The sequence below is a fragment of the Caldimonas caldifontis genome (genome assembly GCF_002930615.1).
Classification (GTDB): Bacteria; Pseudomonadota; Gammaproteobacteria; order Burkholderiales; family Burkholderiaceae_C; genus Caldimonas; species Caldimonas caldifontis.
Window position 1 is genome coordinate 140,001 of record NZ_PSNX01000006.1, and the last position, 14,166, is coordinate 154,166.

The window sequence follows — 14,166 nt, forward strand, 5'->3', positions numbered from 1 at the left end:
CAGACTTCAGCTTGAAGCAATTCAAAGCTTGAAGGACGGCACAACGCGAAATACTCATGAACATTGATCGCAAGATCAATCAGTCCTTGACGGCGGCCACGGAAGTGGACGTCAAAGTTATAGGGTCAAGTGACTAAGTGCATGTGGTGGATGCCTTGGCGATTACAGGCGATGAAGGACGTGATAGCCTGCGATAAGCTTCGGGGAGCTGGCAAATGAGCTTTGATCCGGAGATTTCCGAATGGGGAAACCCACCCGCAAGGGTATCGTTAGCTGAATACATAGGCTAACGAGGCGAACCGAGTGAACTGAAACATCTAAGTAGCTCGAGGAAAAGACATCAACCGAGATTCCGAAAGTAGTGGCGAGCGAAATCGGAACAGCCTGCACGTTTTAGCCATCGACTTATCAGAACGGTCTGGAAAGGCCGGCCATAGTGGGTGATAGCCCCGTATGAGAAAAGTGGGTGGTGGAACTAGGCGTGCGACAAGTAGGGCGGGACACGTGAAATCCTGTCTGAAGATGGGGGGACCATCCTCCAAGGCTAAATACTCGTAATCGACCGATAGTGAACCAGTACCGTGAGGGAAAGGCGAAAAGAACCCCGGGAGGGGAGTGAAATAGATCCTGAAACCGCATGCATACAAAAAGTCGGAGCCTCGCAAGGGGTGACGGCGTACCTTTTGTATAATGGGTCAGCGACTTACATTCAGTGGCGAGCTTAACCGAATAGGGAAGGCGCAGAGAAATCGAGTCCGAACAGGGCGTTCAGTCGCTGGGTGTAGACCCGAAACCAAGTGATCTATCCATGGCCAGGATGAAGGTGAGGTAACACTTACTGGAGGTCCGAACCGACTAGTGTTGCAAAACTAGCGGATGAGCTGTGGATAGGGGTGAAAGGCTAAACAAACTTGGAAATAGCTGGTTCTCTCCGAAAACTATTTAGGTAGTGCCTCAAGTATTACCGTCGGGGGTAGAGCACTGTTTAGGCTAGGGGGTCATGGCGACTTACCAAACCTATGCAAACTCCGAATACCGATGAGTAGAGCTTGGGAGACAGTGCACCGGGTGCTAACGTCCGGACACAAGAGGGAAACAACCCAGACCGCCAGCTAAGGTCCCCAAAATTGGCTAAGTGGGAAACGAAGTGGGAAGGCTAAAACAGTCAGGATGTTGGCTTAGAAGCAGCCATCATTTAAAGAAAGCGTAATAGCTCACTGATCGAGTCGTCCTGCGCGGAAGATGTAACGGGGCTAAGCCAGTTACCGAAGCTGCGGATGTGCGCGCAAGCGTACGTGGTAGGAGAGCGTTCTGTAAGCCTGTGAAGGTGGCTCGTGAGGGCTGCTGGAGGTATCAGAAGTGCGAATGCTGACATGAGTAGCGTTAAAGGGGGTGAAAAGCCCCCTCGCCGTAAGCGCAAGGTTTCCTACGCAACGTTCATCGGCGTAGGGTGAGTCGGCCCCTAAGGCGAGGCAGAGATGCGTAGCTGATGGGAAACAGGTCAATATTCCTGTACCGATGTGTAGTGCGATGTGGGGACGGAGAAGGTTAGCTCAGCCGGGTGTTGGATGTCCCGGTTCAAGCCTGTAGTCGTGGCCCTTAGGCAAATCCGGGGGTCTTAGATGAGGGGTGATAACGAGTCTGCTTGCAGACGAAGTGAGTGATACCCTGCTTCCAGGAAAAGCCACTAAGCTTCAGCTACACACGACCGTACCGCAAACCGACACTGGTGCGCGTGATGAGTATTCTCAGGCGCTTGAGAGAACTCTGGAGAAGGAACTCGGCAAATTGACACCGTAACTTCGGAAGAAGGTGTGCCCTCAGTAGGTGAACCTGTACAAGGGGAGCCCAACGGGGTCGCAGAGAATCGGTGGCTGCGACTGTTTAATAAAAACACAGCACTCTGCAAAGACGAAAGTCGACGTATAGGGTGTGACGCCTGCCCGGTGCTGGAAGATTAATTGATGGGGTGCAAGCTCTTGATCGAAGTCCCAGTAAACGGCGGCCGTAACTATAACGGTCCTAAGGTAGCGAAATTCCTTGTCGGGTAAGTTCCGACCTGCACGAATGGCGTAACGATGGCCACACTGTCTCCTCCAGAGACTCAGCGAAGTTGAAATGTTTGTGATGATGCAATCTCCCCGCGGAAAGACGGAAAGACCCCATGAACCTTTACTGTAGCTTTGTATTGGACTTTGAACAGATCTGTGTAGGATAGGTGGGAGGCTTTGAAGCGGTGCCGCTAGGTGCCGTGGAGCCGACGTTGAAATACCACCCTGGTGTGTTTGAGGTTCTAACCTAGGCCCCTGAATCGGGGTTGGGGACAGTGCATGGTGGGCAGTTTGACTGGGGCGGTCTCCTCCCAAAGCGTAACGGAGGAGTTCGAAGGTACGCTAGGTACGGTCGGAAATCGTGCTGATAGTGCATAGGCAAAAGCGTGCTTGACTGCGAGACTGACAAGTCGAGCAGGTAGGAAACTAGGACTAAGTGATCCGGTGGTTCTGTATGGAAGGGCCATCGCTCAACGGATAAAAGGTACTCTGGGGATAACAGGCTGATACCGCCCAAGAGTTCATATCGACGGCGGTGTTTGGCACCTCGATGTCGGCTCATCTCATCCTGGGGCTGTAGCCGGTCCCAAGGGTATGGCTGTTCGCCATTTAAAGAGGTACGTGAGCTGGGTTTAAAACGTCGTGAGACAGTTTGGTCCCTATCTTCCGTGGGCGCTGCAAGATTGAGAGAGCCTGCTCCTAGTACGAGAGGACCGGAGTGGACGCACCTCTGGTGTATCGGTTGTCACGCCAGTGGCATTGCCGAGTAGCTAAGTGCGGAAGAGATAACCGCTGAAAGCATCTAAGCGGGAAACTCGTCTCAAGATGAGTCTTGCCGGGGCCTTGAGCCCCCTGAAGGGTCGTTCGAGACCAGGACGTTGATAGGCTGGGTGTGGAAGCGCAGTAATGCGTTAAGCTAACCAGTACTAATTGCCCGTGCGGCTTGACCCTATAACCTTGATGTTCCAGCGTGAGCCCAAGGACATGAGTCAAATTCTGTTGTGCCCGGTGAAACACCACCGAGGGCGACGCAATCAAATCTGCTGATGACCTGTTCAACAACAACAGGTCCCGACTCTGCGAATTGGCCAGACTGAGCCCCCAACAAGACTCAGCCCGGCAACAAGTTATGCCTGATGACCATAGCGAGGTGGTCCCACTCCTTCCCATCCCGAACAGGACAGTGAAACGCCTCTGCGCCGATGATAGTGCGGATTCCCGTGTGAAAGTAGGACATCGTCAGGCTATTAACCCCCAAACCCCCACCCCCGACAAGGCGGTGGGGGTTCGTTTTTATGCGGATTCCCGTGTGAAAGTAGGACATCGTCAGGCTATTAACCCCCAAACCCCCACCCCCGACAAGGCGGTGGGGGTTCGTTTTTAGGCGTCGACAATGAGGTCTGCGTCACGCGTCAGTGCCCCCGACTTCAGCAGCGTCTCCAGCACGTCCGCCCTCCATGTCGGCCATGGCTGATGGGAGAAATACCGCTGGTGCACCAGGCTGAAATACGGTGTCTGATCAAGCCACTGGAAAAGAGTCGCCAATGGCAGATGGCGAACCTCCAGCAGATGGAATTTCACCAGCACCTTGGCCGCATACCACGCGTGGCGCACGGGGTCCTGTTCGAAGCTGTCGAGCCGGGCCTCAGCGCGGTCGAGGGCCCCGCCTACGTCCGAAAACACGGATCCGTGCCCTGGAATGACCCAGCGAGCATTCAGGCTTCGAATCAAGCTCAGGGTGGCGCGCACCTCCTCAAAGCCAGGCTCCCCGGCGAGTTCGGGGAACACCACACCAAAGCCGTTCTCCCACAGGGCGTCTGCGGCAATCAACACGCCATCCCGGGCGTCAAACAGCAACAGGGCGTGGGGATCGTGGCCCGGGGCCGCCAGGACATCCCAGCGGCGGCCGCCCACTGAGACCCTTTCCCCTGGTGACAAGGACCCTGCGGGATGGAACCGGGCGCAGCGCTGCCCTGTGGACTTGAAGCTGAGCCGATCCTCGTCCCAGGCCTTTGCTGCTTCCAGCTCGGCCACCGGTACATGAATGGGCGCACCGAAACGCCCTGCCAGGGCCGCGTTCCCGCCACAGTGATCGGAATGGAGGTGGGTGTTGATGATGCGGATCAGGCGTCGCCCACCCAGTGCCTGATCAACCAGGGCCACGGTCTGCTCAGCGTGGCTGACGTAGCCGGTGTCGACCAGCGTGGCCGTGCGCTGAAAGTCGTCGAACAACAAGATGCTGTTCGACGACAACCAGCCGCGCTCCAGGACATGGATGTCCTTGGGCCAACCTGACATACAGCCCCCGCGGCCAGGGTCAGCCGCGCAACTCGCGACGCAGGATCTTGCCGACGTTGGTCTTGGGAAGGTCGTCGCGGAACTCGATGTATTTTGGCCGCTTGTAGGCGGTGAAGTTCTCCTTGCAGTAGTCGACCAGATCCTCCTCAGCGAGGGTCGGATCTTTCTTGACGACAAAGAGCTTCACCGCTTCACCCGACTTGGCATCGGGTACGCCCACGGCGGCGCATTCCAGCACGCCCGGATGCAGGTTGACGACCTGCTCGATTTCATTGGGATAAACGTTGAATCCGGACACCAGGATCATGTCCTTCTTGCGATCGACGATCTTGACGTACCCGCGCTCGTCCATCACGCCCACGTCGCCAGAGCGGAAGAAGCCATCGGAGGTCATGACCTTGGCGGTCTCGTCAGGCCGGTTCCAGTAACCGACCATGACCTGAGGCCCTCGGATGCAGATCTCGCCTGCCTGACCGAAGGGCAGGTCGCGCCCGTCGTCGTCGCGGATGGCGATGTCGGTGGAGGGGATGGGCAGGCCGATGGTGCCGGTGAACTCCTTGAGGTCCAGGCGGTTGCTGGTGGCCACCGGTGATGTTTCGGACAGACCGTAGCCTTCGACGACCGGACAGCCGGTGATCTGGAGCCACTTCTCGGCCGTGGCCTGCTGCACCGCCATGCCGCCGCCGTTGCTGACCACCAGCTCGGAGAAGTCGAGGCGTGCGAACTCGGGATCGTTGGCCAGTGCGTTGAACAGGGTGTTGACCGCGGGGAACATGTTGACGCGGTGCTTCTGAAGGGTCTTGATGAAGCCTGGAATGTCGCGCGGGTTGGGAATGAGCAGGTTCATCGAACCCAGCCGGGCGCCCATCATGTAGCAGATGGTCAGCGCGAAGATGTGATACAGCGGCAGGGCGCAGACCACCGTCAGGGGCTTGTCGCCGAGCCTGTCGAGCATGGGCTTGAACCAGGCTTCGGTCTGCAGGATGTTGGCGATGACGTTGCGGTGCGAGAGGGTGGCGCCCTTGGACACGCCGGTGGTGCCTCCGGTGTACTGCAGGAAGGCCACGTCGTCGGGCGTCATGGCCGGGCGCTGCAGGCTCATGCGGTGGCCCTCGGCGAGAGCCATGTTGAAGCGCGTGACGGTGCGGCCGCCGTCGATCGGCAGCTTGAACTCCGGCACCATCTTGCGCACATGGCGCACGACGAAATTGATGAGCAAGCCCTTCCAGAAGCCCAGCATGTCGCCCATCGACGCCAGCACCACATGTTGCACCTGTGTGCGGTCGATGACCTCTTGCAGGGTGGTCGCAAAATTCTCGAGGATGACGATGGCCTTGGCGCCCGAATCCTTGAGCTGGTGCTCGAGCTCGCGGGGGGTGTAGAGCGGGTTGACGTTCACCACCGCAAAGCCCGCGCGCAGCACCGCCGCGATGGCCACGGTGTACTGAGGGATGTTGGGCATCATCAGGGCGACGCGGTCTCCGCGCTGGAGCCCCTTGGCTTGCAGCCATGCGCCCAAAGCGGCGGACATCTCATCGATGTCGCGGTAGGTGATGGCCACGTCCATGCACATCGCAGCGCGGCGTGAGGCGTGCTTGCGGAAGGCCTCTTCGAGCAGGTCCGGCAGCGATGAGTAGACGTCGACGTCCACCTCCGCGGGCACGCCGGGTGGATAGTTGTTCAGCCAGGGTTTGGTCTCGAGCGCAACGGAAACGGCAGACACGGTGACTCCAGGTCAGGGGACTGCCCCCATTCTTCGCCGGGCCGACCCGTCATGCCAACGGTAATTGCACTAACGCACGATCGTTCGATCGATCCGGTTCTGTCGCCTTGGCGACAGCATCCGGGGCAAACAGCCGGGTCATCAGCGTGTCCTCGCGTGTTGCGATGCACGCGAGGAACTCCTGAGCGCCTCGCATCGCCTGGAAGGTGTCAAAACCGGATTCAAGGAAGTGCTGAAGGTCGCCCAGGCCCGCGGCCTTGGCCGGGCCACGCATCATGTGCAGGCTGGCGCGCAGCATGGGTTTTCGCGCGTAGCCGTCGAGCGAGCGGCCAACCGCCAGTGTCAACTCCAGCTGCAGGCGGCGCTGGTCGGGTTCGCCGCAGGATTGCCAGGCCCGGACGTAGGTCGGAGGGTCGATTCTGTCGGTGTCCAGGGCTTGGGCCATGCGCGTGTCCAGACGCTCTGACAGCGCATGCACGCGGGCGAGTTGCACCACGGTTTCGACGATGCCTTGGGGAAACAGGCGCACCAGGGTGGGAACGATGCGGGCGAACTGCGCATCGCGCAGGCTGAAGTCACCCGGCCCATAGAGCTCATTGAGAAAGAAGCGGGCCGCCGGGCCGTGACGCGGGCTGGCGAGGAGGTCCGCGTAGGTGTTCCGAAAACGGGCCTGCTGGTAGCGCTTGAGGGCATCGACACGCTGACCCAAGGATGGGTCACGGCTGCGCAGGTTGCGCTGGAATGACACCTCGCGCAGTTCACGCAGGATGTCCTCGGCTTCGTATCGCATCCGCGCATTCTCGGGGTTTGCCGGGGGGTGGAATAGTGGGCCTTCCCTAGCCGGCGCCGCGCCAATGGTGCAACACTCCTTCGCCATGCAACGCAGACGCTTTCTCCAGCTCGGACTGGGTGCCGCCCTCGTGATGGCCGTGGTCGGGGGCGCGGTCGTCTGGCTGCGGCCGGGGCTCCAGGCGGGACGCATCGCGCCAGCGGTGCGATCGGCCCTGACGCGTCTGAGCGAAGCCATCCTGGACCGCAGCCTGCCCGCAGACGCGTCGGCCCGGGCGAGTGCCGTGGCGGCCCAGATCGATCGTCTGGACACCTTCATCGCGGGCTTGCCCGCGGCGACACGCGACGAGTTGTCCCAGTTGCTGGGCCTCCTCGTCGCGCCGCCGGGGCGTCGCCTGCTGGTGGGACTCTCGACGGACTGGCCGCAGGCCACGGTCGAGGAGGTCCGCGACGCCCTCCAGGACATGCGCCTGTCGTCCCTGAGCCTGCGGCAGCAGGCTTACCATGCCTTGCGCGACCTGACCAACGGGACCTACTTTTCGGAGCCGCAGGCCTGGGCCGGGATCGGCTACCCCGGCCCGGTGGACCTGTGAGGACGCGAGACGATGAGCCGATTGCCTGACCCCATTGTCGAAGGCCTTGCGCGAGGCTGGCGTGTGTCGGGGGGGGCGCACGGACCCCTGCCCGGACGCATCGACTGCGATGTCGTGATTGTCGGCAGCGGTGCGGGGGCCGGCATCACGGCCGAACTGTTGACCCAGGCCGGGCTGGACGTGGTGATCGTCGAGGAGGGGCCCCTGCGCAGCAGCCGCGACTTCCGCCAGCGCGAGAGTGAGGCCTACCCGCAGCTCTACCAGGAGAGTGCGGCGCGCAAGACGGCTGACAAGGCCATCAACATCCTGCAAGGGCGCTGCGTCGGCGGATCCACCACGGTCAACTGGACGAGTTCCTTTCGCACGCCGGATGTGACATTGACCTACTGGCAGCAGCATTTCGCCTTGCCCGAGGCGGACCCGCAGGCCATGAGCCCCTGGTTTGCCCAGGTCGAGCGCCGCCTGCACATCGGCGCTTGGTTGGTGCCCCCGAACGAGAACAACGACCTGCTGCGCCGCGGCGCCGCCAAGCTGGGCATTGCGGCACCGGCGATCCTGCGCAATGTCAAGGGCTGCTGGAACCTGGGCTCGTGCGGCATGGGCTGCCCCACGAACGCCAAGCAGTCGATGCTGGTGACCACGATCCCGGCCGCGCTCGAGCGGGGCGCACGCCTGCTGGTGGAGACGCGTGCGCAGCGCGTCGAGCACGCGAAGGGCCAGGTGTCGGCGCTCGTGTGCGTGCCGGTGCAGGCCAGTGGCGATGTGGCCCCAGGGTCTCCCACGCGCATCGTGGCCAAGCACTATGTGGTGGCGGGTGGTGCGATCAATTCACCGGCCTTGCTGCTGCGATCGCAGGCGCCTGATCCTCACGGGCTGCTGGGCCGGCGCACCTTTCTGCACCCGGTGGTGATCTCGGCGGCGCAGTTCGAGCAGCGCGTGGAAGGCTGGCAGGGCGCGCCGCAGACGATCTACACCGACCACTACCTCGACAGTCAGCCGATTGACGGCCCCATGGGCTACAAGCTCGAAGCGCCGCCGCTGCACCCGGTGGTGTTCGCGACCACGCTGTCGGGATTCGGCCCCTCGCAGGCGGAGCTGCTGGAGCAGTTTGCCCACGCGCAGGCGTTGCTGGCCCTGCTGCGGGATGGCTTTCACGAGCAGTCGCCCGGCGGGCGGGTGAGCCTGCGCGGCGATGGGTCACCAGTGCTCGATTACCCCCTCAATGACTTCGTGATGGACGGAGCCCGTCGCGCCTTGCTGACCATGGCCGAGATCCAGTTTGCCGCGGGCGCGCGCCAGGTGGTGCCGGTGCACGAGATGGCACGGCCCTACACGACCTGGAAGGAGGCACGCGAGGCCCTGGCGACGCTGCCGATGAAGCCGCTGCTGACGCGCGTGGTGAGTGCGCACGTGATGGGCGGTTGCGCCATGGCGGGCCGCGACACCCTGGGGGTGGTGCGGCCGGATGGGCAGCACTGGCAGCTGGAGAACCTCAGCGTGATCGACGGGTCGATCTTCCCCACCAGCATCGGCGCCAATCCGCAGCTCTCGGTGTACGGCTTCGCCAACCGACTGGCCACGGGACTGGCGCACCGCCTGACCGGCCGCACGCCGGTGCTGGCCTGAGCGGCATGCTGGCGCGGCTGCAGCAGGCGATGACGCTGGGCCTGGCGGCCTGGGCGCTGGGCTGGGCGGTGGTGGCATGGCACCAGGGGCATCCGGCCTGGATGCCGGTGGGGGCCCTGCTGGTGCTGGGTGTCTACGCGGCCTTCATGGCACTGGAGTTCGTGCTGGTGGCCTGGGTGCACCGGGACGACCCGGCGCCCAGGGCGTCGGCCGGCCAGTTGCTGCGCGCCTGGTGGGGGGAGGTGACGACCGCGCCGGGGGTGTTCTGCTGGCGCCAGCCCTTTCGGTGGGACGCCGTGCCGGACGTGCCGGGCCGGCCGGGGCAGCGTGGCATCGTCTTCGTCCATGGCTTCGTCTGCAACCGAGGGCTCTGGACGCCCTGGTTGCGCCGGCTGCAGGCGCAGGGCCGACCCTTCGTGGCGGTCAACCTGGAACCCGTGTTCGGCTCCATCGAGGCCTACGCCGACACCATCGATGCCGCGGTGCGCACGCTGGAGCAGCGCACCGGACGGCCCCCGGTGCTGGTGTGCCACAGCATGGGCGGGCTGGCGGCGCGGGCCTGGCTGCGACGCTTCCAGGCTGACGCACGGGTGCATCGCGTGATCACGATCGGCACGCCCCACCATGGCACCTGGCTGGGCCGTTTCGGCCTGATGCCCAACACCCGGCAGATGCGCCTGCGCAGCGAGTGGGTGGAGGCCCTGGCTCGCGAGGAGCCGCCGTCACGCTACGCGCGCTTCACCTGTTTCTACGGGCACTGCGACAACATCGTCTTTCCGGCCTCGACGGCGACGCTGCCGGGGGCGGACAACCGCCACATCGAGGGCACGGCACATGTGCACATGGCCTTCCATCCTGCCGTCTGGGACGAGGCGATGCGCTGGCTGGATGCAGAGCCTCAGACCGCGCGGATGGCCTCGCCGGGCAGCAACTCGCCGGCTTCCAGCGTGGGAAGCTGACGCACGCGCGCGTAGATCGGCGTGAAGTCGGGCGCGGTGGCCTCGAAGAGCTGGTCGAAGCTGTCGATCACGAAGTAAGTGGTCTGGTAGCTGTCGATCTTGTAGCGCGTGCGCATGATGCGTTCGAGTTCGAAGCCCACGCGCTTGGGCTCGGGCGAGGTGACGCTGTGGCGCAGCTCGCCGGCCGACGACAGGATGCCGGCTCCGTAGGCACGCAAGCCTTCGGGCGTGGCGATGAGGCCGAACTCCACCGTGTACCAGTACAGGCGTGCCAGCAGTTCGCACGCGTCCAGGCGGCTGGCTTTCAGACCGCCGGCGCCGTAGGCCTGCATGTAGTCGGCGAAGACGGGGTTGAAGAGCAGGGGCACGTGGCCGAAGAGGTCATGGAAGACGTCCGGCTCGACGACGTAATCGAACTCCTCGGGCTCCCGGATCCATTCAGTGACGGGGAAGCGGCGCTCGGACAGCAGCTTGAAGAAGGCCTCTTCGGGGATGAGGCCGGGCACGGCCACCACCTGCCAGCCGGTGGCTCGCATCAGGCGCTCGCTGAGCTCGTCGAAGCGCGGGATGCGGTCGGGCGCACCCAGGTGGGCGACGGCCTCGATGAACTCCTGGCAGGCCAGGCCCGGCAGCTGCGCGGCCTGGCGTTCGTAGAGGCGGCGGTAGAGGTCGTGCTGGGCCGGGGTGTAGGCGGCCCAGTCCTGCTCGCAGGTGTAGTCGGCGCGGGCGCGGGCGTAGTCACCGCGCGGCGGACGCTCGCCCTCGCCGTAGGTGACGGGCGCCACGCCCTGGTTGATGCCGCTGTGGAAGTCGATGGCGGTGTCGGGCATGGCGCGGTCCTCGCTGGCTCAGGCGGTGGTGGTGTCGGTCTTGAGCACGCCACGGCGCATCTGGTCGAGCTCCATGGTTTCGAAGAGGGCCTTGAAGTTGCCTTCGCCGAAGCCCTGGTTGCCTTTGCGCTGAATGAATTCGAAGAAGATGGGGCCGAGCTGGTTCTCGCTGAAGATCTGCAGCAGCAGTTCGCCTTGAGCGCCATCGACGAGGATGTTGCGGGCTTTCAGCCCTTCGAGGTCTTCGCCATGGTCGGGGATGCGCTTGGGCAGCAGTTCGTAATAGGTGGCGCTGGTGGTGAGCAGCTTCACGCCCGCCATCTGCAGGGCATCGACCGTGTCGTAGAGATTGGTCGAACCCAGGGCGATGTGCTGGATGCCCTCGCCGCGGTAGCGGTCGAGGTACTCCTGGATCTGGCCGGCCTTCTCGTTGCCTTCCTCGTTGATGGGGATGCGGATCTTGCCGCAGGGGCTGGTCATGGCCTTGCTCTTCACGCCGGTGGCCTGGCCCTCGATGTCGAAGTAGCGCACCTCGCGGAAGTTGAACAGGCGTTCATAGAACTCGGCCCACTCGGCCATGCGCCCGCGGTGGACGTTGTGGGTGAGGTGGTCGATGTAGGTCAGGCCATGGCCCACCGGGTTCAGTTCGGCGCCGGGCAGGGGCTCGAAATCGACATCGTAGAAGCCGATGTTGCCGATGTCGCCGTCCTTGGCGCCGTTCTTGCCACGCCACTTGTCGACCAGGTAGATCAGCGAATCGCCGATGCCTTTGATGGCCGGGATGTTCAGCTCGCCCGGTCCGGCCTGGTTGGCATAGCCCCAGGCGCCCAGGCTGATGGCGCGCTCGTAGGCGGCCTTGGCGTCCTGCACTCGGAAGGCGATGGCGCACACGCTCGGGCCGTGCAGGCGGGCGAAGCGCTGGGCAAAGGAGTCGGGCTCGCCATTGATGATGAAGTTGATCTCGCCCTGGCGGTAGAGCGTGACCTGCTTGTGGCGGTGGCGGGCGATGGCCTTGAAGCCCATGCGCTCGAAGAGTTCGCCCATCGCGGCGGGATCGGGGGCGGCGTACTCGATGAACTCGAAGCCGTCGGTGCCCATCGGGTTGTCCCAGGGGGTGAATGCCATGCCTGTCTCCAAAGCGTCGGCAGGCGCGGGACGCCTGCGTGGTTGAGCTGAATCAAGACTGTAGGCGGCGCGGGGCGCAGTTTTTTTGCAATCTTGCGGCGTATTCGGGTCATTCGTGCATGAATGGTGCGAAAATTGGATCATGGACGCAGAACTGAGCCTGGATGCGATCGACCGGCGCATCCTTCGCGCGTTGCAGGCCAATGGCCGCATCACCTACGACGAACTGGCCGGACAGGTGAGCCTGTCGCCGTCGGCCACGCTGCGCCGCGTCAAGCGCCTGGAGGAGGCCGGGGCCATCGCAGGCTACGTGGCCATCGTGCCGCCCGAGCGGGTGGGGCTGGGCCTGACGGCCTACATCAACGTGCGCCTGGAAAAACACACCGAGACCCACAAGCGCAATCCCATGGACCTGTTCCGCGCTGCGGTCCAGAGCTGGCCCGAGGTGGTGGAGTGCGTGGCTCTCACGGGCGAGATGGACTACCTGCTGCGCGTGGTGGTGGAGGACATGGCCCACTACTCGCGCTTCATCATGGACACCCTGCTCAAGCATCCCAGCGTCGAGGACTGCAAGACGAGCTTCGTGCTCGATCGCGTCAAGAACACCACGGCGGTGCCGGTGTAATCCCTAGGCGATCCCTGTCGCGTTGGCGACAGAAGCGGTGCCCCAAGTCTCCAAAATCAAGCGGCAATTTTGCACGTCCGTGCATTTTGCAGTGCAGAAATCAATAGGAGACAGACATGCAGTTTTCGCGTTCCCGTTCGCGTTCCAGGTGGGCAGCCGTCCTGGGCAGTGCTGTGTTGCTGGTGGCCTGTGGTGGGGGAGGCGATGACGCGCCAGCCCCCGAGGAGACGCGCCCGCACGACGCGCGCACCTTCCCGCTGGACGAAGCTGCGCTGGCTTTCGAGGCCTTGCCGGGCACGACCACCAACCGTTTCCACGGCGTGCTGGGTGGTGCGGGCTATCGCATCGAGGTCCCGGAGAACTGGAACGGTCGTCTGGTCATGTATGCCCACGGCTACCGCGGCACCGATGTACCGCTCACAGTGAGCAACCCCTCGATCCGTGCCCACCTGATCGCCAACGGCTATGCCTGGGCCGCGTCGAGCTACAGCAAGAACTACTACGACGTGCGCGCCGGCGTGGAGGACACCAATGCCCTGGCTCTGGCGTTCTCACGCATCACCGGACTGGCTGAACCGACGCGCCGCTACATCATCGGCCACTCGCTGGGCGGCCACGTGACCGGCGCGGCCATCGAGGAGGAAACCTTCCGCACGGCGAACAACAAGGTGCGCTACCACGGGGCCGTGCCGATGTGCGGGGTGATGGGAGACACCGAGCTGTTCGACTACTTCTCGGCCTATCAGACCGCCGCGCAATACTTCGCCGGGGTGCCGCGCTACCCCACCACCCACTGGGCTGACATCAATGCACTGGTGCGCAGCCGCCTGTTCACGACCTTCTCCAATACTGTGATCACGCCCACGGCCGATGGCGAGAAGCTCAAGGGCGTGGTGATGAACCTGACCGGTGGCAACCGGCCCATCTTCGAGCAGGGCTTTGCCAACGCCGGACTGCAGCAGGTGGTGTGGGGCACCTTCGGTGGTGACGGCACGATCAACGGCATCCTGACCGGCAGTGTGCTCGACACCCGCAACGTGGTGCTGCAGATCGACAGCGACCCGGCGCTGAGCACGGAGGAGACCCAGCTCAACGACAACCTGCTGCGCGTGACGCCGGTGGCCGATGCCAACCGGCTGCGCCGCGACGGCCTGCGCTGGATCCCGAAGGTGAACGGCGAGTTCCGCATCCCCGTGGTGAGCATCCACACCCTGGGCGACATGTACGTGCCCTTCAGCATGCAGCAGATCTACAAGCGCCGCGCGGATGCGAATGGCTCGGGCGACTGGCTGGTGCAGCGGGCCGTGCGGGCGCCAAGCCACTGTGACTTCACCATCGCCGAGCAGGTGGCGGCCTTCGACGACATGGTCACCTGGGAGCAGACTGGCGTGAAGCCGGCCGGGGACGATGTGCTGACGCCCGCCACCGTGGCCGATGCCGCCTACGGCTGCGCCCACACCGACAACACGGTCGGGCCTTTCGATGGGAGCACCACAGGCTTCGTGCGCGGCCTGATGCCGGCCTGCCCGACGCCCTGACGAAAGGCC

Annotated in this window: 10 protein-coding genes and 2 rRNA genes; 7 read left to right on the forward strand and 5 right to left on the reverse strand. The window is 63.3% G+C overall.

Features of this window, described 5'->3' with window-relative positions; translation table 11 throughout:
• Positions 1 to 123: 123 nt before the first annotated feature.
• Positions 124 to 3,002, forward strand: a 23S ribosomal RNA gene (locus C1704_RS08490).
• A gap of 181 nt (positions 3,003 to 3,183) precedes the next feature.
• Positions 3,184 to 3,296: ribosomal RNA gene (gene rrf / locus C1704_RS08495) — 5S ribosomal RNA — on the forward strand.
• A gap of 135 nt (positions 3,297 to 3,431) precedes the next feature.
• On the opposite strand, the gene C1704_RS08500 is transcribed toward rrf, so the two are convergent.
• Genes C1704_RS08500 through C1704_RS08510 form a run of 3 tightly spaced genes read right to left on the reverse strand, consistent with a single transcriptional unit; the run spans position 3,432 to position 6,862 of the window.
• Positions 3,432 to 4,349, reverse strand: a complete 918-nt coding sequence (locus tag C1704_RS08500) for an MBL fold metallo-hydrolase (RefSeq protein WP_104302288.1) — start codon at positions 4,347 to 4,349, stop codon at positions 3,432 to 3,434.
• 19 nt (positions 4,350 to 4,368) lie between these two features.
• Entirely contained in the window at positions 4,369 to 6,072 is a 1,704-nt protein-coding gene (locus C1704_RS08505; RefSeq protein WP_104302289.1) for a long-chain-fatty-acid--CoA ligase, read from the reverse strand.
• A 49-nt stretch (positions 6,073 to 6,121) separates the two neighbouring features.
• Positions 6,122 to 6,862 (reverse strand): DUF8198 family protein, encoded by a 741-nt coding sequence (locus tag C1704_RS08510; protein WP_211286902.1) that lies wholly within the window; start codon positions 6,860 to 6,862, stop codon positions 6,122 to 6,124.
• A gap of 85 nt (positions 6,863 to 6,947) precedes the next feature.
• Here C1704_RS08510 and C1704_RS08515 point away from each other — a divergent pair, with 85 nt between their 5' ends.
• Genes C1704_RS08515 through C1704_RS08525 form a run of 3 tightly spaced genes read left to right on the forward strand, consistent with a single transcriptional unit; the run spans position 6,948 to position 10,039 of the window.
• On the forward strand, positions 6,948 to 7,454 hold the full coding sequence (locus C1704_RS08515; RefSeq protein WP_146076054.1) for a hypothetical protein: 507 nt from the start codon (positions 6,948 to 6,950) through the stop codon (positions 7,452 to 7,454).
• A 12-nt stretch (positions 7,455 to 7,466) separates the two neighbouring features.
• Positions 7,467 to 9,080 (forward strand): GMC family oxidoreductase, encoded by a 1,614-nt coding sequence (locus tag C1704_RS08520; protein ID WP_104302291.1) that lies wholly within the window; start codon positions 7,467 to 7,469, stop codon positions 9,078 to 9,080.
• A 5-nt stretch (positions 9,081 to 9,085) separates the two neighbouring features.
• Complete coding sequence (locus C1704_RS08525) at positions 9,086 to 10,039, forward strand: esterase/lipase family protein (RefSeq protein WP_104302292.1); 954 nt, start codon at positions 9,086 to 9,088, stop codon at positions 10,037 to 10,039.
• Here C1704_RS08525 and phhA read toward each other — a convergent pair.
• Positions 9,979 to 10,869: a phenylalanine 4-monooxygenase gene (gene phhA, locus C1704_RS08530; RefSeq protein WP_104302293.1), complete on the reverse strand. Its 891-nt coding sequence runs from the start codon at positions 10,867 to 10,869 to the stop codon at positions 9,979 to 9,981. The two genes, C1704_RS08525 and phhA, sit on opposite strands and share 61 nt — an antisense overlap.
• A gap of 18 nt (positions 10,870 to 10,887) precedes the next feature.
• A complete protein-coding gene (gene hppD / locus C1704_RS08535; RefSeq protein ID WP_104302294.1) occupies positions 10,888 to 11,994 on the reverse strand; it encodes a 4-hydroxyphenylpyruvate dioxygenase in 1,107 nt (368 codons plus the stop codon).
• A 142-nt stretch (positions 11,995 to 12,136) separates the two neighbouring features.
• Between hppD and C1704_RS08540 the strand changes: the two genes are divergently transcribed.
• Positions 12,137 to 12,619, forward strand: a complete 483-nt coding sequence (locus C1704_RS08540; protein WP_104302295.1) for an Lrp/AsnC family transcriptional regulator — start codon at positions 12,137 to 12,139, stop codon at positions 12,617 to 12,619.
• 116 nt (positions 12,620 to 12,735) lie between these two features.
• Complete coding sequence (locus C1704_RS08545; RefSeq protein WP_245876424.1) at positions 12,736 to 14,157, forward strand: alpha/beta hydrolase family protein; 1,422 nt, start codon at positions 12,736 to 12,738, stop codon at positions 14,155 to 14,157.
• The last annotated feature ends 9 nt before the right edge of the window (positions 14,158 to 14,166 follow it).

What these genes read in the sequence shown, in the direction of transcription:
- C1704_RS08545 (WP_245876424.1), top strand. Translation starts at nt 12,736, where the DNA reads ATGCAGTTTTCGCGTTCCCGTTCGCGTTCCAGGTGGGCAGCCGTCCTG.
- C1704_RS08500 (WP_104302288.1), bottom strand. Translation starts at nt 4,349, where the DNA reads ATGTCAGGTTGGCCCAAGGACATCCATGTCCTGGAGCGCGGCTGGTTG.
- C1704_RS08515 (WP_146076054.1), top strand. Translation starts at nt 6,948, where the DNA reads ATGCAACGCAGACGCTTTCTCCAGCTCGGACTGGGTGCCGCCCTCGTG.
- C1704_RS08540 (WP_104302295.1), top strand. Translation starts at nt 12,137, where the DNA reads ATGGACGCAGAACTGAGCCTGGATGCGATCGACCGGCGCATCCTTCGC.
- C1704_RS08520 (WP_104302291.1), top strand. Translation starts at nt 7,467, where the DNA reads ATGAGCCGATTGCCTGACCCCATTGTCGAAGGCCTTGCGCGAGGCTGG.
- C1704_RS08510 (WP_211286902.1), bottom strand. Translation starts at nt 6,862, where the DNA reads ATGCGATACGAAGCCGAGGACATCCTGCGTGAACTGCGCGAGGTGTCA.
- phhA (WP_104302293.1), bottom strand. Translation starts at nt 10,869, where the DNA reads ATGCCCGACACCGCCATCGACTTCCACAGCGGCATCAACCAGGGCGTG.
- hppD (WP_104302294.1), bottom strand. Translation starts at nt 11,994, where the DNA reads ATGGCATTCACCCCCTGGGACAACCCGATGGGCACCGACGGCTTCGAG.
- C1704_RS08525 (WP_104302292.1), top strand. Translation starts at nt 9,086, where the DNA reads ATGCTGGCGCGGCTGCAGCAGGCGATGACGCTGGGCCTGGCGGCCTGG.